The 19,212-nt window shown below is 67.1% G+C and carries 17 protein-coding genes; 10 read left to right on the plus strand and 7 right to left on the minus strand.

The genetic code is table 11. The features are described from left to right. From AC50YC_RS03610 to AC50YC_RS03620, 3 genes are read right to left on the minus strand one after another with little or no spacing between them, the layout of a single operon-like run. A complete protein-coding gene (locus tag AC50YC_RS03610; protein WP_494952245.1) occupies positions 1 to 2,394 on the minus strand; it encodes an aerobic carbon-monoxide dehydrogenase large subunit in 2,394 nt (797 codons plus the stop codon). Further along, positions 2,391 to 2,960 carry a (2Fe-2S)-binding protein gene (locus AC50YC_RS03615; RefSeq protein ID WP_494952246.1) on the minus strand — a complete coding sequence of 190 codons (570 nt, stop codon included), beginning with the start codon at positions 2,958 to 2,960 and terminating at the stop codon, positions 2,391 to 2,393. The genes AC50YC_RS03610 and AC50YC_RS03615 overlap by 4 nt, the downstream gene beginning before the upstream one ends. 5 nt (positions 2,961 to 2,965) lie before the next feature. Next, on the minus strand, positions 2,966 to 3,844 hold the full coding sequence (locus tag AC50YC_RS03620) for an FAD binding domain-containing protein (RefSeq protein ID WP_494952247.1): 879 nt from the start codon (positions 3,842 to 3,844) through the stop codon (positions 2,966 to 2,968). Between the two features lie 120 nt (positions 3,845 to 3,964). Between AC50YC_RS03620 and AC50YC_RS03625 the strand changes: the two genes are divergently transcribed. Further along, on the plus strand, positions 3,965 to 4,945 hold the full coding sequence (locus AC50YC_RS03625; RefSeq protein WP_494952482.1) for a LysR family transcriptional regulator: 981 nt from the start codon (positions 3,965 to 3,967) through the stop codon (positions 4,943 to 4,945). 119 nt (positions 4,946 to 5,064) lie between these two features. Further along, the gene (locus AC50YC_RS03630; RefSeq protein ID WP_494952248.1) at positions 5,065 to 5,382 is read left to right on the plus strand and encodes a DUF6457 domain-containing protein; all 318 of its coding nucleotides are present in this window, start codon (positions 5,065 to 5,067) and stop codon (positions 5,380 to 5,382) included. Positions 5,383 to 5,503: 121 nt separating this feature from the next. Here AC50YC_RS03630 and AC50YC_RS03635 read toward each other — a convergent pair whose 3' ends face one another. Next, entirely contained in the window at positions 5,504 to 7,858 is a 2,355-nt protein-coding gene (locus AC50YC_RS03635) for an FdhF/YdeP family oxidoreductase (RefSeq protein WP_494952249.1), read from the minus strand. A 116-nt stretch (positions 7,859 to 7,974) separates the two neighbouring features. Between AC50YC_RS03635 and AC50YC_RS03640 the strand changes: the two genes are divergently transcribed. Further along, positions 7,975 to 8,703, plus strand: a complete 729-nt coding sequence (locus tag AC50YC_RS03640) for a TspO/MBR family protein (RefSeq protein ID WP_494952250.1) — start codon at positions 7,975 to 7,977, stop codon at positions 8,701 to 8,703. A gap of 14 nt (positions 8,704 to 8,717) precedes the next feature. Here the strand turns inward: AC50YC_RS03640 and AC50YC_RS03645 are convergent, their stop codons facing one another. Next, positions 8,718 to 10,508 (minus strand): long-chain-fatty-acid--CoA ligase, encoded by a 1,791-nt coding sequence (locus AC50YC_RS03645; protein WP_494952251.1) that lies wholly within the window; start codon positions 10,506 to 10,508, stop codon positions 8,718 to 8,720. A 241-nt stretch (positions 10,509 to 10,749) separates the two neighbouring features. Here AC50YC_RS03645 and AC50YC_RS03650 point away from each other — a divergent pair, with 241 nt between their 5' ends. Together AC50YC_RS03650 and AC50YC_RS03655 are read left to right on the plus strand one after the other, a co-directional pair. Beyond that, on the plus strand, positions 10,750 to 12,132 hold the full coding sequence (locus AC50YC_RS03650; RefSeq protein WP_494952252.1) for an MBL fold metallo-hydrolase RNA specificity domain-containing protein: 1,383 nt from the start codon (positions 10,750 to 10,752) through the stop codon (positions 12,130 to 12,132). Continuing rightward, on the plus strand, positions 12,129 to 13,442 hold the full coding sequence (locus tag AC50YC_RS03655; protein WP_494952253.1) for an erythromycin esterase family protein: 1,314 nt from the start codon (positions 12,129 to 12,131) through the stop codon (positions 13,440 to 13,442). Before AC50YC_RS03650 ends, AC50YC_RS03655 begins: the two co-directional genes overlap by 4 nt. Here AC50YC_RS03655 and AC50YC_RS03660 read toward each other — a convergent pair. Continuing rightward, on the minus strand, positions 13,439 to 14,437 hold the full coding sequence (locus AC50YC_RS03660) for a hypothetical protein (RefSeq protein ID WP_494952254.1): 999 nt from the start codon (positions 14,435 to 14,437) through the stop codon (positions 13,439 to 13,441). The two genes, AC50YC_RS03655 and AC50YC_RS03660, sit on opposite strands and share 4 nt — an antisense overlap. A gap of 160 nt (positions 14,438 to 14,597) precedes the next feature. Between AC50YC_RS03660 and AC50YC_RS03665 the strand changes: the two genes are divergently transcribed. From AC50YC_RS03665 to AC50YC_RS03685, 5 genes are all read left to right on the plus strand, one after another. Next, a complete protein-coding gene (locus tag AC50YC_RS03665) occupies positions 14,598 to 15,467 on the plus strand; it encodes a universal stress protein (RefSeq protein WP_494952255.1) in 870 nt (289 codons plus the stop codon). 102 nt (positions 15,468 to 15,569) lie between these two features. Continuing rightward, complete coding sequence (locus AC50YC_RS03670) at positions 15,570 to 16,253, plus strand: hypothetical protein (protein WP_494952483.1); 684 nt, start codon at positions 15,570 to 15,572, stop codon at positions 16,251 to 16,253. Between the two features lie 200 nt (positions 16,254 to 16,453). Next, positions 16,454 to 17,665, plus strand: coding sequence for an inorganic phosphate transporter (locus AC50YC_RS03675; RefSeq protein ID WP_494952256.1), 1,212 nt, complete (start codon positions 16,454 to 16,456; stop codon positions 17,663 to 17,665). Continuing rightward, positions 17,665 to 17,886, plus strand: a complete 222-nt coding sequence (locus AC50YC_RS03680; protein WP_307464053.1) for a hypothetical protein — start codon at positions 17,665 to 17,667, stop codon at positions 17,884 to 17,886. Before AC50YC_RS03675 ends, AC50YC_RS03680 begins: the two co-directional genes overlap by 1 nt. A gap of 108 nt (positions 17,887 to 17,994) precedes the next feature. Then, entirely contained in the window at positions 17,995 to 18,546 is a 552-nt protein-coding gene (locus AC50YC_RS03685) for a dihydrofolate reductase family protein (RefSeq protein WP_494952257.1), read from the plus strand. 50 nt (positions 18,547 to 18,596) lie between these two features. On the opposite strand, the gene AC50YC_RS03690 is transcribed toward AC50YC_RS03685, so the two are convergent. After that, entirely contained in the window at positions 18,597 to 19,061 is a 465-nt protein-coding gene (locus AC50YC_RS03690) for a hotdog fold thioesterase (protein WP_494952258.1), read from the minus strand. Between the last annotated feature and the right edge of the window lie 151 nt (positions 19,062 to 19,212).

Raw genomic sequence — 19,212 nt, forward strand, 5'->3', positions numbered from 1 at the left:
TTAGATCGGCGGCCTTGCCCGGCCCTGCATGGCGGCCCAGACCCGGGCCGGGGTGCAGGGCATGTCCATGTGAACCACCCCGTAGGGCGCCAGCGCGTCAACGACGGCGTTCACGACCGCCGGGGGTGACCCGACCGTGGCGGACTCGCCGATGCCTTTCGCGCCGATGGGGTGGTGCGGGGACGGGGTGACGGTGAAGCCGGTCTCCCAGTCCGGCACTTCCATCGCGGTGGGGATCAGGTAGTCCATAAAGGACCCGCCCAGGCAGTTGCCGTCGGCGTCGAACTCGATGATCTCCATCAGGGCCATCCCGACGCCGTCGGTCAGTCCGCCGTGCACCTGGCCTTCAATGATCATCGGGTTGATCCGGGTGCCGCAGTCGTCCACCGCGATGAAGCGGCGCACCTTGACGTGCCCGGTGCCCGGATCGATGTCGACCACACAGATGTACGCACCGAAGGGGAAGGTCAGGTTCGGCGGGTCATAGGTGACCTCGGCGTCGAGGTTGCCGTCGACCCCCTCGGGAAGGGTCATGGTGCCGTGGGCCGCCATGGCGATCTCAGAGATGGTCTTCCCGGCGCCGGGGTCGCCTTTGACGAACCAGCGCCCCTTCTCCCATTCAAGGTCTTCCGGCCGGGTTTCGAGCATGGCTGCGGCGATCAGCTTCGCCTTCTCCCGGACCTTCCGGGCGACGAGGGCGACAGCGCCCCCGCTCACCGGCGTCGAACGGCTCCCGTAGGTGCCGAGGCCGAACGGTGTCTGGTCGGTGTCGCCATGGACGACGTCGATGTCCTCCGGCGGGATGCCGAGCTCCTCGGCGACGATCTGCGCGAAAGTGGTCTCGTGGCCCTGGCCCTGGCTTTGCACCGAGAGCCGGACGACGGCCTTTCCGGTGGGATGGACCCGCAGTTCCGCGCCGTCGGCCATGCCGAGGCCCACAATGTCGAAGTGTTTGCGCGGTCCGGCGCCCACCGTTTCGGTGAAGAAGGAGATGCCGATCCCCATCAGTTCGCCGCGCTCCCGCTTCTCCCGCTGCTCGCGGCGGAGCTCGTCGTAGCCGGCCAGCTGCATGGACAGCCGCATGGCAGGTTCGTAGTTGCCGGAGTCGTAGACCCAGCCGGTCTTGTTGGTGTACGGGAACTGCTCGGGCTTGATGAAGTTCTTCAGCCGCAGTTCCGCCGGGTCCATCTCCAGCTTGCGGGCCAGGATGTCCACCATCCGCTCGACGAGGTAGACGGCCTCGGTGACGCGGAAGGAGCAGGCATAGGCGACGCCGCCCGGTGCCTTGTTCGTGTAGACGCCCGTGACACTGCAGTAGGCGGCCTTCAGGTCATAGCTGCCGGTGAAGATGGAGAAGAAGCCGGCGGGGAATTTGGTCGGTTGCGCGGTGGCGTTGAACGCGCCGTGGTCGGCCAGGACATTGGTGCGCACCGCGAGGATCTTGCCGTCCCTGGTGGCCGCGATCTCGCCCTGCATGATGTAGTCGCGGGCGAAGGAGGTGGACATCAGGTTCTCCGAGCGGTCCTCCACCCACTTCACCGGCCGGCCGGTGACGATCGAACCGACCACGGCGAGGATGTAGCCGGGGTAGATGCCGACCTTGTTGCCGAAGCCGCCGCCGATGTCCGGGGACACCACACGGATCTTGTGCTCGGGGATCCCGGCGACGATCGCGAACAGCGTGCGGTGCGCGTGCGGCGCCTGGGTCGTTTCGTACAGGGTCAGTTTGCCGTCGACGGCGTCGAAGTCGGCGATCGCGCCGCACGTCTCCATCGGGGCCGGATGCACACGCGGGTAGACCATTTCCTGGGAGACGACGACGTCGGCGCTCGCGAAGATAGCCTCGGTTTCGGCCTTGTCACCCATCTCCCAGTCGAAGATGTGGTTGTCCGTCTTGCCCTCGATCTCGTCGCGGATCACGGGGGCATCGGCGTCGAGGGCCTTCCGGGCGTCGATGACCGGGGGCAGGACATCGTATTCGACGTCGATCAGTTCCAGCGCATCGCGGGCGGCGTAGCGGTCCTCGGCCACAACGAACGCGACCTCCTGGCCCTGGAAGCGGACCTTGTCCGTCACGAGGACTGCCTGGACATCCGCCGAGAGGGTGGGGGCCCAGGCGAGCTTGAGGCCTAGCAGGTCCTTTCCGGTGATGACGGCGAGGACCTTGGGGTGGGCGAGGGCGTTAGTGGTGTCGATGGAGACCAGCCGGGCGTGCGCCACCGGGGCGCGCAGGATGGCTCCGTGCAGCATGCCGGGCAGGACAATGTCGTCCAGGTAGTTGCCTTTGCCTCGGACAAAGCGCGGATCCTCCTTCCGCTGGATCCGGCCGTAGCCGATCGGGCGGTCCTCGTCGCCGGCCGCCGGGTTGCTGGGCCGTTCGTGGATGACGGTCATGCCTTCACCTCGTTGTCTGCTGTTTCTGCTGTTTCCGCCGGGATGTCCTCGATGACGGTGTCCGTACCGTCGATGACCTCCTCGACGGTGGCGTCCGTGTCGCCGCCCGCCGGGTGGGCGGCGGCCCACTGCACCGACCGGACAATCGTGGCGTAACCTGTGCACCGGCAGATCTGCCCGGAAATGGCCTGCCGGATCTCGGTGGTGTCCGGGTGCGGGTTCTTGTCGAGCAGGGCACGGGCGGTCAGCATCATGCCCGGGGTGCAGAAGCCGCACTGCAGCCCGTGTTCCTCCATGAAGCCCTGCTGGACCGGGTCAAGGGTTGCCCCGGAGGCCAGGCCCTCGACTGTGCGGATGTCGTGTCCGGCGGCCATGGCCGCAAGGACGGTGCAGGACTTCACCGGCTGGCCGTCCATCAGGACAACGCAGGTCCCGCAGTTGCTCGTGTCGCATCCCCAGTGGGTACCGGTCAGGCCCAGGACTTCGCGGATGTAGTGGACCAGGAGCACACGGGGCTCAATGTCGGACGTGACTTCGCTGCCGTTGACGGTCATGCTGATCTGCATCCGCTTCAGCCTTCCTGTGTCTGGGCGGCGCGGGCACAGGCCTGCCGCAGTACCCGCCGGGTGAGTTCGTCGGCGAGATGCCGTTTGTAGTCAATCGGGCCGCGCTGGTCGGCCACGGGGTCGCAGGCCGCGGCGGCGAGCCGTCCGGCCTCCACGAACAGTTCCTCCCGGGGCTGCTGGCCGCGGAGCAGTTCGGCGGCGCCGGCGACGCTGTGGTCGAGTCCGAGGGCTGTGAGTCCGACGGCGGCGTCGGCGATGGTGCCGTCCGCCGCAAGTGTGACGGACGCCCCGGCGGCGCCGACTGCCCAGTCGCCCACGCGGCGTTCAACCTTTTCGTAGGCGCTGCCTGAACGGGGTCGGACGGGGATGCGGACCTCACACAGCAGCTCGTCCTGGCCGACCGCCGTCTCATAGGGTCCGCGGTGGAAGTCGGCCATGGCCAGGATGCGCTCGCCGGCCGGTCCCCGGATCACGGCTTCGGCACCCAGCACATCGCAGACCGTGGACAGGTCCTCGGCCGGGTCAGCCTGGCAGAGCGAGCCGCCGATGGTGCCCCGGTTGCGCACGATGGGATCGGCGATCACGGCTTCGGCGTCGCGGACGATTGGGAAGAGCGCCGCGATTTCGTCCGACTCCAGGAGCGTCGTGTGGCGCGTCAAGGCGCCGATGCGGAGTTTGTCGCCGTCGCGCAGGATGAAGTCGAGCTCGTACAGGTCGTTGATGTCGATCAGCCACTCGGGCCGGGAGAGCCGGAGCTTCATCATCGGCAGGAGGCTGTGGCCCCCGGCGACGACCCGTGATTCCGCGCCGTGGCGGGCGAGGAGTTCCAGTGCGTTGGCCACGGAGGTGGCCCGCACGTAGTCGAAAGGAGCCGGAATCTGCATAGTCCCTACCTCACTCCAGGGCGCTGGCAACGCCGCGCAGCACCGGTTTGAGGCAAGTCTTGCCCTGGCTGATACGGAGTGTCAATATCGTCATAAGCGAAAGGTTATGACGCCGTGGCCATGACACTAAGCCAGCTCCGCACGTTCGCCCTGGTTGCCCGTCTGGGCTCGTTGCACGCTGCCGCGGAGACCCTCGGCGTCAGCGAACCGGCGGTTTCCGCTGCCCTGGCGGCGCTGCGCCTGGACCTCGGCGACCCGCTCTTTGTCCGCGCCGCTGGGGGCATCGCGCTGACTCCGGGCGGCCGGGCACTGGCCGATTACGCCCAGGACATCGTCGGACTGGCGGACCAGGCCCGCTGGCAGGTCGCCAATGCCAAGAACGACGCCGTGCGGCTGAAGATCGCCTCGACCGCGCCTTTCGCCGAACACGCCGCCGGCCGGCTGCTGGACATCTTCACCAAGCGTGTCCCCGGCGCTGCGGTGGACGTGGTGGTCGAATCCGCCGACGACCTTGCCTCGCTCCTGCAGGAACGCGCGTATGACATCGCCCTGGGTGCCCGGCCGACGGCTCCGGCGGGCAGCGCCGTCACCGAACTTGGACTGGAGTGCGTTCCGTTCCTGCGCTACCAGCGTGCCCTGGTTGCGGGGGCGGGGCATCCGCTCGCCCGGCTGCACGGGCCGGTGGCCGTGGCCAGGCTGCTGGACAGGCCGTGGTTTGCCGGACCGGCGGGGATCCAGGCCGGTTCGGAAGAGGGCCGGTGGCTGGCGTCGATGGGGGTGGCACCGGAGGTCATCCGGCTCAGCAGCGAGACGGAGGCCCTGGCGGCGGTCAGGGCGGGGGAGGGCATCATGCTGGCGCTCGGCCACATTGTCCGCACCGAGCTCCAGAGCGGGGCACTCGTCCGGCTGCCCGTCGTCGGGACACCGGTCACCGGATTGTGGTGGGCGAGCACCCTGGACCACCGCCGGACCACGACCATGGCGCAGGCGCTGCAGCATTTCGCGGGCACCGCCGATGCGACCGCCGCCATGGTTGCCCCGGGCGGCTCGCGGGGACTCGAACGCCGGGGGTCGAAGTTCCACGTCGCCCTGTGGAGCTAGGGCGGATCCGGATTTCCCCAGCGGGGATTGCCTGTGTCGCGTTGCGAAACCCGGGTGTCGGTGCTACCCCTTGTGGGGGAAGACGAACGACAGATGCACCGCCACGAAGAGGAGAAACAATGACTTTGACCCGGGACGAAGACAGCTCGCTGCGGCACTGGAGCGCCCGCCTGATCCAGGCGCTGCAAATCCTGGACCTGGAGGTGGACCAAGAAAAGATCGTCCAGGTCGCGGACGAGTCGCTGAAAGCCGTCGGGCCGCATGCGGATGCCATCAGCGCGTTCCTCGTGGGGTATGCCGCGGGAACCGCGTCGACGGACGGCCGGAAGAGCACTCACGAAGCCGTGGTCGCCGCGTCCAACAAGGTGCTCGAATTGTGCGAGCACGGCGAGTCCGGTGGCCCCGACGAAAAGGGCTGGGCCAAGCGCGCCCAGTAGCCGGCACCCCGGGGGACATGCCCTCCCTTGGGACCCGCGGATGGACACGTTTGCATGATGTCCAGTGGCCGCGGCCAGGGTGGGGCATTTCCCGTGGAGTGTGCCCGCGGTGCGGGGCGCCCTACCGCGGCTGGGCCGCCGCGCCGGATGCCACGGTGGTCGAGCCGTCCGGGGTCTGGTCCTCGCTGGGTTCGAGCCTGACGATCACGGCCTTGGATACCGGGGTGTTGCTGCCTTCGGCCGTGTGGTTCAGCGGCACCAGCACGTTGGCTTCCGGATAGTAGGCCGCCGCGCAGCCGCGCGCGGTCGGGTAGGAGACCACCCGGAACTTGCGGACCATGCGCTCCACGCCGTCCTGGTACTCGCCTTTGATATCCACGAACATGCCGTCGGCCAGCCCCAGCTCGGCAATGTCCTCCGGGTTCACGAACACTACATGGCGGCCCTTCTTGATGCCCCGGTAGCGGTCGTTGTGGCCGTAGATGGTGGTGTTGAACTGGTCGTGGGAGCGCATGCTCTGCAGGATCAACGTGCCTTCCGGCTTCTCCACGTGCTCCAGATCATTGACCGTCAGCACCGCCTTGCCGGTTGGGGTGGGGAAGGTGCGGGAATCCCGGGGCCCGTTCGCCAGGATGAAGCCGCCTTCCTGCCGGATCCGCTCGTTGTAGTTCTCACAGCCGCCGACCACCCGCGAGATATGGTCCCGGATCAGGTCGTAGTTCTTCTCGAAGCCGTCCCAGTCGGCCTTGACCCGGTCCCCGACCAGCGCTTTGCCCAGCCGGCTGACAATCGCCGGCTCGGAGAGCAGATGGTGCGAGACGGGTTCAACCTTGCCCCAGGAGGGGTGCACGGCGCAGACCGTGTCCTCTACCGAGACGAACTGCGGGCCGGACTCCTGGATATCGATCTCGCTCCGGCCCATCGTGGGCAGAATCAGAGCTTCCGCGCCGGTCACGGTGTGGGACCGGTTGAGTTTCGTGGAAATCTGCACGGAGAGTTCGGTGTTCTGCATGGCCGCTTCGGTGGCATTGGTGTCCGAAATGGCGCCGACGAAGTTGCCACCGAGCGCGATGAACGCCTTGATGCCGCCGTCGCGCATCTTGTTGATGGTTTCCACGGCGTCCACGCCGTGTTCGCGGGGCGGCTCGAAGCCGAACTCGTCACCGAGGGAGTCCATGAAGGACTGCGGCATCTGCTCCCAGATGCCCATGGTGCGGTCGCCCTGGACGTTGCTGTGGCCCCGGATAGGGGAGGCGCCGGCGCCGGGCTTGCCGATGTTGCCGCGCAGCAGGAGCAGGTTGATGATCTCCTTGATAGTGGCCACGCCCTTCTTCTGCTGCGTGATGCCCATGGCCCAGGTGATGATGACTTTTTCGGCCTTCAGATAGCGGGCCGCGAGTTCGTCGATTTCCTCGGTGCGCAGGCCGGTCGCCTTCAGGACCGCCTCCTCGTCCAGCAGGCTGAGGTGTTCCCTGAGTTCGTCCAGTCCCTCGCAGTGTTCGGCGAGGAACGCGTGGTCCAGGACGGTGCCCGGGTTAAGGGCCTCCGCGTCGAGGACACGTTTGGAGATGGCCTGCAGCAGCGCCATGTCGCCGCCGATGCGGATATGCAGGAACTGGTCCGCGATCTCCGTTCCGCGTCCGATGATGCCCTTGACCTTCTGTGGGTTCTTGTACCGGCGCAGGCCGGCCTCCGGCAGGGGATTGACGGCGACGATCTCGCCGCCGTTTTCCTTGCACGCTTCCAGCTCGGTCAGCATGCGCGGGTGGTTGGTGCCCGGGTTCTGACCCATGACGATGATCAGGTCCGCCTTGGCAAAATCATCAAAGCTGACGGTGGCTTTGCCGATGCCGATGGTCTGGCCCATGGCCCAGCCCGAGGATTCGTGGCACATATTGGAGCAGTCGGGCAGGTTGTTGGTGCCGTAGCCGCGGACCACCAGCTGGTAAAGGAAAGCGGCCTCATTAGAGGTGCGACCGCTGGTATAGAAGGCGGCCTCGTCCGGTGAGTCCAGGCCCTTGAGCTTGTCCGCGATGATCCGGATGGCCTCCGGCCAGCTCACCGGCTTGTAATGGTCCTCACCGGCCGGCTTGTGGACCGGCTCGGTGAGCCGGCCCTGCATCCCCAGCCAGTACTCGGAATGCGTCCGCAGTTCACTGACGGAATGTTCCGCCCAGAACTCCCGGCCGATGACCACCGGCGTCGCCTCCCAGGTGACAGCCTTCGCGCCATTCTCACAAAACTCAAAAGCCTTGCGGTGGTTCGGGTCCGGCCACGCGCAGCTGGGGCAGTCGAAACCGTCCTTCTGGTTCATCGCCAGCACCGTCTTGCGGGTGCGGTTCAGGCCCATGTGTTCGATTGCGGGCTTCATGGAGTGCAGCACCCCCGGGATGCCGGCGGCCCAGTCCTTTGGACCGTCGCCGACCACGAGGTTCTTTTCGTCGTTTTCCTCGACCTGGGGATTCTTGCGGGTCACGTGAACTTCCCTTCTGCAACCACAGCCTGTTCAGGCCGTGCGTCTCTACTACTAAGCACCCTACCTTTTGGCCTGTTACAGGCCTATCAGCTGGTTCGGAGCGCCGCAAGGGATCCATGGCGAAGCAGCGGGAAACGCTGGAGCATCGGGAAACGCCGGAGGGCTTCACCGAATCGACTTTCAGCCACGGCGGAATCCACCATCAGGTCTTTGGGGCCGGCACGGGCCCGGCCGTGGTCCTGACACGCGCCCTCGCCGCCCTGAGGCAGGAATTCGGTGAGGGCTTGCCTGCGGCCGGACACAGCGGCGCCGAAGTGAACAAAGGAGCAGCGATGAAACTGATGACAGTGGTGTGGACGGCGGCGGCGACCGCCGCAACAGCAGCGGCCAGCGGAATAGCTACGGATCCGGACAGCCGCTGGTACCGGCGGCTGCGCAAACCGGACTGGCAACCGCCCGCCATCGCCTTTCCGGTGGTGTGGACGGCGCTGTACGCAGACCTCGCCGTGAGTTCTGCGGTTGCTTTGGACAGCGAGGCTGCCGGGGAAACCCCGGGCCGTAGGACCCGGGGGCAGGAGCTGGCCGCCTACCGGGGCGCCCTGGCCGCCAACCTGGTTCTCAACGCGACATGGAGTTGGCTTTTCTGGCGGGCCCGCCGGCCGTGGCTGGCCGCGGCCGAGTGCGCCGTGCTGACGGCGAGCAGCGTCGACCTGGTGCGGCGGACACACCGCCTAAACCGCAGCGCCGGCGTGTCCCTGGCCCCTTACGCCCTGTGGTGCGGTTTCGCCACCGTCTTGTCGACGGCAATCGCGCGGCTCAATCCCGGACCGGCAGGCAGGCACTAGCGCGGTCTCTCGGTTCAGTGCCCTGACACGAGGGTGTCGCGGATTTCACGGCGAAGGACCTTGCCGATGAGCGAACGGGGCAGGGAATCGAGCACCACCACCCGGCGCGGCACCTTGTAGGCGGTCAGGTGCTCCCGGGCAAACCTTAGGAGCGCGTCAGGATCGATGGTGGCCCCGGGGATCGGCACCACGGCGGCGACCACGTCCTCGCCACCTCCGGGGCGTGGCAGCCCGACCACGGAGACTTCGGAAACGCCGGGGAACGTGGCAATGACGTCCTCCACTTCACTGGGTGAGACGTTGAAGCCTCCCGTGATGATCAGCTCCTTGATCCGGTCCCGGATCGTCACGAAGTAGTCGTTGTCCACGGAGACGATGTCGCCGGTGCGGAACCAGCCGCCGTCGAGCAGTGCTTCCTCGGTCTCTTCCGGGCGGTTCCAGTAGCCGGAGAACACCTGGGGGCCGCGGATCAGGAGTTCCCCCTCCTCGCCTGGCGCGCGGTCCAGCGTGACGTTTCGGGGATCCACCACCCGGATGTCGGTCAGCGGAAACGGTACCCCGACGGTGCCCGGTTTGCGGCTGGGGCCGAACGGGTTGCCGATCGCGATCGGGGACGTCTCGGTCAGTCCGTAGCCCTCGATCAGGTAGCCGCCGGTCGCTTCTTCCCAGGTCTCCACCGTCGCCGTCGGCAGGTTCATGGCGCCGGAGATGGAGAAGCGGATGCTTTCCAGCCCGACGCCGCGTTCCGCTGCCGCGGCGGCGATCCGGTCGTAGATCGGCGGCACGGCCGGGAGGAAGGTCGCCGGAGACTTCTTGAGCGCCTTCAGCACCAGGTCGACGTCGAACTTCGGGAACAGGACCAGCTTCGCGCCGATACTCAGGGCGAACGTCATGCAAAGCGTCAGTCCGTAGGCGTGGAACATCGGCAGCACCGCGTACACGGTCTCCCGGCCGTCCTTGAGTCCCGGCACCCAGGCCCGGCCCTGCGCCGCGTTGGCCTGCAGATTGGCATGGCTGAGCATGGCGGCTTTGGGCAGTCCCGTGGTGCCGGAGGTGTACTGGAGGACGGCGAGGTCCTGGGCCGCAGGGCGCGGATGTTTCTTCTTCAGTTCTCCGGCGTCGAGGAGTTTCCGCCACGGCAGCACGGGCCGCGGGGCGGGAGTTGTCCGGCTCCTCGGCTGGTCGGAGCCGGCGGAGAGCGCAGCGCGGGCCTTGCCGGCCGCCGGAACCGGCAGCCGCAGCGCCAGCCGCTGCAGCAGCGGCATCGCGGGGATAAGTTCCACCGAGACGATGTGGCGGAGCCCGACGTCGGCCGGCAGTTGGCGGACCCGCTCCACCGCTTTGTCCCAGACGATCGCGACGGCAGCCCCGTGGTCCTCGAACTGGTGGCGCAGTTCCCGGTCCGTATAGAGGGGGTTGTGCTCGACGACGACGGCGCCGAGGCGCAGCACGGCATGGAAGGCAACGATGTGCTGGGGGCAGTTCGGCATCACCAGTGCAACCCGGTCGCCGGCCTTGACCCCGAGTCTCTGCAGCCCGGCGGCGGCCCGGCTGATCAGCGTGCCGAGCTCGCGGTAGCTGGTGCGGGCGCCGAAGAATTCCAGGGCGGGCTTCGACCCGTAGCGCCGCACGGAGGCGTCCATGAGGTCAACGAGCGATCCCTCGGGGAGCACCAGGTCAGCCGGAACACCTGGCCCGTAGGAGCTGGTCCACGGGCGGTCACTCCACGGCTGCCCGGGCTGCGGTGCGGTGCGGAGCGGAGCCTTGCCGTGGGCTGCCGTCCGCGTGGATTTCTTCTTCATCATCAGTCCTTGCCGCTGGAATCGCCGGGTGTCCGCGAGCCAAAGGGCCCGCTGCAAAAGCCTACCGGTGCCCGGCCCGGTGCCGTGGCCGGGCGCCGCCGGGTGCACGCAGCGCCTGGTGACTTTTGGCCCTAGGGTCAGGCCGTGCGCGGGCGGAAGCTGGGTACATCGCCTGCGCGGATCACCGTGCTGATTCGTGTCGACGCAGGTCAGTCCAGGCAGGACATGCGGGATCGGGAGCACCATGAAGCACCAGCAGCCCACCCTCCGTTTCCTCGGAGCCACCGACACTGTCACCGGGTCCCGGTACCTGCTCGAGGCCGGCGGGAAACGCTTGCTGGTGGACTGCGGGCTCTTTCAGGGCTACAAACGCAGCCGGGAACGGAACCGTGCGCCGTTCCCGGTGCGGCCGGCCTCAATCGACGCCGTAGTCCTGACCCATGCCCACCTGGACCACACCGGCTACGTACCCGCGCTGGTGCGGGACGGGTTCACCGGGCCGGTCATCGCCACCGACGGCACCACGGACTTATGCAAGCTGCTCCTCCCGGACAGCGGCTACCTGCAGGAGGAGGAAGCCCGGTACGCCACCCACCGCGGATCGTCCCGGCACAGTCCGGCCCTGCCGCTGTACACCGCTGCCGACGCGGTGAAGTCCCTCAACAGCTTCGAGATCCAGGATTTCGACGATCCGCTGGACCTTGGCGGGGGGATGGAACTGACGTTCCTGCCGGCCGGCCACATCCTGGGCGCGGCCCAGGTGCATGTCCGGATCGGTTCACGTTCGGTGCACTTTACCGGGGACCTGGGCCGGGCGGATGATCCGCTGATGTACCCGCCCCGGCCGCTCATGACGAGTGATGTGCTGGTCACGGAGTCCACCTACGGGAACCGGAAACACTCCACCGTGGATCCTGAACAGCAGCTCGGGGACATCATTAACCGCGTCGCGAAGCGCGGCGGTGTCGTGCTGTTCGCCGCGTTCGCCGTCGGCCGGGCGGAAACCCTGATGCTGCACCTGTCCCGCCTCCGCAGCAAGCACCTGATCCCGGACATCCCGGTGTACCTCAACAGCCCGATGGCCATTGATGCGTCCGGGATGTACCAGCGGCACCCCGAGGAGCACCGGCTGAAGGAACAGGAATACCTGAATATGTACAAAGTCGCCAAGCTCACCCGCTCGGTCGACGAATCCAAGCTGCTGAACCTCCGCGGCGGCCCGATGATCATCATCTCCGCCAGTGGAATGCTTACCGGCGGAAGAATCCTGCACCATCTCTCCGCCTACGGGCCCGATCCGAAGAACGCGGTGATCCTCAGCGGCTACCAGGCCGGCGGCACGCGTGGTGCAAGCCTGGCAGCCGGCGAGCGTGAGCTTCGGGTCTACGGTGAGGACGTCAAGGTCAGGGCTGAAGTCATCCAGATGGAGAGCTTGTCCGCGCATGCTGACGCGGACGGCGTCATTGCGTGGATGAAAGCCGCGGCACGGGAGCCGCGGATGACGTACATCACCCACGGTGAGCCGGATGCCTCGGATGCCCTGCGCATCAGGATGAAGCGTGAGCTCGGCTGGCGCGCGCGGGTCCCCGAACACCTTGAACAGATCTCTATCGAGGAGCCCCGATGACTTCCGGCGTCGCCAAATCTTCGGTCCTGGCCGAAATCCACTCCCTGGCCCGGCCGCTGAAGACCGACCGGGACCTCAACGGGCTGGTCCGTCGGGCGGCGGACTGCCGGTTCGTCGCGATCGGGGAAGCCTCCCACGGCACCCACGAGTTCTATACCTGGCGTGACACCCTCAGCAGGCGCCTCATAGAAGAAGAAGGCTACAACTGGATCGGGGTCGAGGGGGACTGGCCCGACTGCTGGCGGATCAACCGCTGGGTGCGGGGCGAGGCCGGACAGGCCCAGGGCGTTCATGCCCTGCTCGCCGGCTTTGAACGCTGGCCCACGTGGATGTGGGCCAACGAGGAAGTTGCCGCGTTCCTGGACTGGCTGCGCACGTGGAACCTCGGCCGTCCGATGAGCCGGCGCGTCGGCTTCTACGGACTCGATGTCTACTCGCTCTGGGACTCGCTCCGCGAGATCATCGGCTGGCTGGAGGACAACGTTCCCGACGCCGTCCCCGCCGCCATGCGCGCCTGGCAGTGTTTCCTGCCTCACCGCGAGGACCCGCATAAGTACGCGTGGAGCACGCGGCTGGTGCCAGAATCCTGTGAGGCCGACGTCATCGCCCTGCTCACCGAGGTCAGGAGCAGGGTGGCCACCCCGGGCGGGCACGACGAGGACGCCTTCGGCGCAGTGCAGAATGCCGAAGTGGCAGCGAACGCCGAGCACTATTACCGGATCATGGTCCGCGGCGAGCGCCAGTCCTGGAACGTCCGGGACCACCATATGGCCGACACCATCGACCGGCTCAGCAGGCACCTTGGCCCCGAATCGAAGGGCCTCATCTGGGAGCACAACACCCACGTGGGGGATGCCCGGGCCACCGACATGGCCCAGGACGGACTCGTCAACGTGGGTCAGCTGCTGCGTGAACGGCATGCCGCGGAAGGCGTCATGCTGGTGGGCCTTGCCTCCCACCGCGGTGAGGTCATCGCCGCGGACGCCTGGGGCAGCCCGGAACGGATCCTGCCCGTTCCGCCGGCACGCCGGGGCAGCCACGAAGACTTCCTGCACGAGGCCCTCGGGGTGCCGTCGGTGCTGGAGTTCGGGGAGGACAGGTCCGGCCCGTGGCTCTCCACCTGGCTCAGCCACCGGGCGATCGGTGTGGTCTACCATCCCGAGCGGGAGCTCGGGAACTACGTTCCGACCCGGATCGGCGAGCGCTACGACGCGCTGATCTGGTTCGAGCACACCCACCCGCTGCGACCGGTGCACCATGAAGGACCGCCGCGGGAACCGGAATTCGAGACGGAACCGACCGGCTTCTAACCCGCTGTCCCGGACGCGACGCCGGCGGGCTGGGTGGCTCCGGCGGCCGGCGGCACCAGACCGGGGGCAAGGATCCGCACGGCACTGAGCGTCACGGATTCGTTGGGCCCTGTCCTGCCCCAGTCAGTCATGGCAGTCTGGCCCTTTGACCCCGGCGGGTACCACCAGGCCCCCTCGACCGGCCACCGTCCGTCCGGCAGTCTCTTCCTCCGCAGCAAGTCGAGGGCCTCCAGAGCCCGGGGGTCTCCGGACAGTCCCATCCGGGACAGCAGCAGCAGGGCCGGGAGGATGCCGTAGTGCCAGAACTCCGGGTACCGGAGCTTGACCCAGCGCGGGTCGATCGGCCGCCCGGTCGAGGAGGATTTGACGAGCCGGTGGGCCAGCAACAGCTCGGCGGTCCGCTCAGCGGCAGCCAAGGCCGCAGGATCACCGCTGGCTTTCCAGTACGCTTGCAGGCCCTTGGCGGCAGGCAGCGATTCGTGGAACGAGGAGCGGCGTCCGCTCGCTTCGACGTCGCAGTTCCAGCCGCCGTCGGCCCATTGCCACAGGATCAGGTCGTGGGCCAACTGAGCCACCCGGGGATCCGTAGCCATTCCCAGCCGGCTGCAGACGTACAGGGCGTTCCCTTCCTGCGATGCGCAGCGCCGGGTGAGGCCGTTGATGATGCGGATCTGGCTCCGGTGCTGATCGCTGTGCAGCCAGTCGAGCACCGTACCGGCGGCGTACAGCAGTGACGGCGCATCCGTTCCCGTTACGCCGAGGTCGACCAGGGAGACGAGCCGCCAGTGCGCGCCCGTCCATTTCCGGTACGGGTGGACGCCGAAGCCGCCGTCGGACTGCTGGCCGGACAGCAGGGAGGAAACGATCCTGCCGGTGTTCACGCAGCCACCCGCCCACGGGGTGCCAAGGAATTCCAGCTGCGCCGCGCGGCGGACGGCAGGTTCCTCGGAGGCCGCCAACCACTCAACGGCGGCCGGCAACGCGTCCTGCTGCATGGCTCGACGCTACGCAGCCGGGCAATGGGGAGTGAGGGGCTTAAGGCCCTAACCGGGGGGCAGGGCCCGGCGCACACTGAAGTGTCGGCGGACTCCTGGGCTGCCGCCCGGATCATGCCATGCAGAACAGGCCGCGCCACGGAAAAGAGCAGGATTCAGAATGAATAAACCAATCGCCGTCGGTTTCAACGGATCAGCCGGAAGCGAGGCCGCGTTGACGTGGGCCCTTCAACGGGCGGGCACCCACAAGCTTCCGGTAATCATTATTCACGCCGTGGACGACCGCTGGATGTCTCCGGATTTCCAGTACCACGAGCTCATCAGGCAATCGGGCATGGAAATGCTGCAGAAGGCGCAAGCCAGCGCAGCGGAGCAGGCGCCCGGCGTGAAGGTGGACATCCAGCTGCGTCATGGCAGTGGCGGCTCGGTTCTGCGCGAGGTGTCGAAGGAAGCATCCATCGTGGTCGTCGGCGAGCACGACAGGCATTGGATGGACGGCGGTCCGCTGACTGACCGTGCCCTGCAGATCGTCTCCGCGTCGGAAATCCCTGCGGCTGTGATCCCGCTGAAGCGCGGCTCCGGTGACCGCGGCGTTGTGGTTGGTGTCGACGGTTCCGAAGAATCCCTGCAGGCCGTGGCCTTCGCCGCGGCGGAGGCTGACCGGGGCGGGGACGACTTGACCGTGATCCTGGCCTTCCGCCGGCCGGCCCGCTGGATTGAATCCCAGTTGCCGAAAAGCGGGCTTGCCGAGACCATCCTCGAGGAGGACCGGATAGTCCTGGCCGAATCCGTGGCCGGGCTGGGCGACAAATATCCGGACCTCGTCGTCCACCAGAAGCTTGAGTCCGACACCGAACCCGCCAAGGCCCTGGTCGAAGCGGCCGAGGACGCCCGGCTCCTCGTGATCGGCAGCCGGGGCCGTGGCGGTTTCTCGCGGATGGTCCTCGGGTCCACAGCCCACGCCGTCCTCCTCAATCTGCCGTGCCCGACCATCGTCACCCGGGTGCACAAGGTCAAGCACGAGGACTGAGCGGCGGAGCAGCCGCTCGTCCGCAGGACAGCCCCCTGAGTGAGGAAGCTGTCCTGCGGCGCGGCCCTTGAGCCTGCCCGGGACGGGTGGGAGGATGATGCGGTGGAGCCAATCCTCGATTTTGTCGGTCACTTCTGGTGGCTCGTCTTCCCCTTGAGCGGACTGTTTGGCGGCTGGGCGCGCTCCTGGTCCAAAGCCAGCGAACGCCGGCACCGGCGCCGGGTGGAGCTCTATAAGATCCGCAACCACGCCGCGGAGCTGGAGCAGGCCAGCCGGTCCCAGGTAAGGCAGCTCATGGACAGCCATGACGCCGTCAACCGGCGGTGGCTCGATTACGAGCTTGACGTGGGTAAACTCATCGACTTCCCGGTCATGACCGATGTGCGCGAACCGCTGACCGTGGCATTCCTGCGCGCCAAGCGGACGGCCGACAGCCTGCGGCCGGGAGCCCCGGAGGACATCACGACGGGGGCGCAGCTGGGGGAATACCGTGAGGCCGTGCACGGCTTCGAGCTGGCCTTCGACGTTGCCGAGCGGGAAGCCCGGCGGATCAAGGACAGCAACTTCACCGGACCGGAGCGGGATCGCCTCGCAACTGCCCGGAAACTCCTGCGGATCGCATCGGATGCCGCCGCAACACCGGCTGAGCGTCAAACCGCGTACAAGCGTGCGCGGCGCGAACTGGACGGACTCATTGTGCTCCCGGACGCGACGCTTGCCGCGCTTGAGGAGAAGATCGCCGGGATGATCGGCGCCGGCAGAAAACCCGACGTCCGCCAGGGCTGACGGAACGACCCCGGAGCACACACCCACAGGGTCAGGGCGGATACCGGCGCTTGTTTTTGCCCTGCTGTCTTTCCCCCGTACGATTTAAGCCGTCAAGCTACTTTGCTGAACGCCGCACTCCCTCCAGGTAAATCCCGGGTGAATCTTGCGGCAACGGGGAATGAAACCGCTGACCGTCGACTCTGCAGATTGGGCAACAGGTGGAAATCACCATCATGGTGGCGCTGGTAATTACTCTGGCGCTTTTTTTTGACTTCACCAACGGATTTCATGACACGGCCAATGCGATGGCCACGCCCATCGCGACCGGTGCCATCAAACCCAAAACGGCAGTCGCCCTTGCGGCGGTGCTGAACCTGGTGGGGGCATTTTTGTCCACGGAAGTGGCGAAGACCGTTTCCGGGGGCATCATCAAGGAGGGCTCGGACGGGATCCAGATCACGCCGGAGATCATCTTTGCCGGCCTGATGGGCGCCATCCTGTGGAACATGATCACCTGGCTGAAAGGCCTTCCATCAAGTTCCTCGCACGCCCTCTTCGGCGGCCTCATCGGTGCGGCCATCGCGGGCATCGGCATCCATTCGATCAACTTCGAGAGCCTGATGCAGAAGGTGATTCTCCCCGCGATCTTCGCGCCGATCATCGCCGGCGCAGTGGCCTACCTCTGCACCAAGCTGGCCTACGCGCTGACCTCCCGCCACGACCCGGAGACCGGCAGCAAGCTCACGCAGAAGCGCGGCGGCTTCCGCAACGGCCAGATCTTCACGTCCAGCCTCGTTGCCCTGGCGCACGGCACCAATGACGCGCAGAAGACCATGGGCATCATCACCCTGGTGCTGATCGCCGCCGGCACCCAGCAGCCGGGTTCCGGACCGCAGTTCTGGGTCATCGCCTCCTGCGCCTTCGCCATCGCGATCGGCACCTACTCCGGAGGCTGGCGGATCATCCGCACCATGGGTTCCGGACTCACCGACGTCAAGCCTGCCCAGGGCTTCGCCGCCGAAAGCAGCACGGCATCCGCCATCCTGGCGTCCTCACACCTGGGGTTCGCGCTGTCCACCACCCAGGTGGCCTCCGGCTCCGTGATCGGTTCGGGCATGGGCCGCCGCGGCACCACCGTCCGCTGGGGAACCGCCGGAAGGATTGCGCTCGGCTGGCTCTTCACCCTCCCGGCCGCCGGGATCGTCGGCGCCCTCACGGCCATGCTGGTGCAGACCGGCGTCCTGGGTGTTGTCATCGCAGCAATAGCCGGCACCGGTGCAGTGCTCTACATGTTCCTCCACTCCAAGAAGTCGCACGTCGGACACCACAACGCCGTCGAGGTCGAGGAAGCCGGCACGGCCGTTCGCTTCCGCAAGAAGAAGGCGCTTGCCGTCAGCCGCGCCAACAATAAGCCAAAGGACGAACTGTAATGAAGTGGCTGGAACTGGTTCAAGTGGCTGGCGCAACGCTCGTCTCCGCCGTGACCGTTGTGGTCCTGTACTCCCTGGGCGTCCGCCTCACGGCCATCGCCGGCGACGTCAGTGAAAGAAAGCCGGCCTGGCTGCGGCCGCTCGCCTATGTATGTTTCGCCTTGTGCGGCCTCGCCGTGCTGTTTGGGCTCTACCTGATCATTCCCTACTTCAGCAAGTAGCCTCCGGCCTCCCGGCTCCCGGGCTCCTCATTGCACCGGCGCGGCGCCGGTCACCCGCACACCCCACGGAGCATGGGCACTCCGGCCGGGAGTGGCTAGGCTGGGGCCATGTCTGGATTCCAGTATTTTGTCGCGTCCTCGCTGGACGGATTTATCGCCACCGCCGATGACGAACTGGACTGGCTCCTCCAGTTCGACGGGTTCGCCGGCGGCAAGGAAAGCTACGACTCATTCATGGCCGACGTCGGCTGCATCGTCATGGGCGGGGACACCTACGCCTGGCTGAGGAAACACGAACCCGGCAACTGGCCGTATCCGGCCACGCCGTGCTGGGTGTTCACGCACCACGAGCTCTCCGCCCCCAAGGGCGCGGACGTGACCTTCGTCCGTGGCCCCGTGGCCGAGTTCGTTGAGGACCTCAGGGGCGCAGCGGCAGGCCGGAACGTCTGGATCGTCGGGGGAGGTGTCCTCGCGGCCCAGTTCGCGGACGCCGGTGCGCTCGAGGAGATAATCATCTCGATCATTCCCGTGGTCCTTGGCAGCGGTAAAGCGGTGCTTCCCATGTCAGGCCCGACGGCGCCGCTGGAGCTGATGTCCTCGCACACCATGGGACGGGGCATCGTGGAACTGCGGTACCGGTTCGGACGCGCCCCGGCGTAGCCGCTGCGCGGCGCCGTGAATGTCCGGTGCAGCGCCTCAGCGGCGCAAGCCTATTCGGCGATGTCGCGGATCAGGTTGGTGATGCGCGCCGTGGACAGCCGCCGGCCCTGCTCGTCGGTCATCACGATCTCGTGCGTGGTGAGGGTGCGGCCAAGGTGGATTGCCGTGCACGTGCCGGTCACAGTGCCCGCGGTGATGGCCCGGTGATGCGTCGCGCTGACGTCTATGCCCAGTGCCTGCCGCTTCGGCCCGGCGTGCATTCCGGCGGCGAACGACCCCAGTGTCTCGGCCAGGACCACATGGGCGCCGCCGTGCAGAATCCCGGCCACCTGGGTGTTGCCTTCCACCGGCATGGTGCCGACCGTGCGCTCCGGGCTCATCTCGAGGAAATGGATCCCCATCTTCACGACCAGGGCCCCCACGCCGTATTGTCCAAGCCAGTCGTGCAGTTCCTCGGGAATCCCGGCAGCCGCCAGTTCGGCCGCGTAAGGGTCCGGCGTGAAATTGTCCTTCATGGGAACTAGGCTGGCACCTGTGAGCGAAACTACCAAACCGGCCCCTTCCCCCCTTTCCGCAGACACCGCAACGAGCACGGCCCCCGCCGCCGGCACCGCGTCCGTGCTCGTTGCTGAGCCTGCCAAGAAAACCCGGCGCACCGCCGCGGAG

The sequence above is a fragment of the Pseudarthrobacter sp. MDT1-56 genome (genome assembly GCF_059383555.1).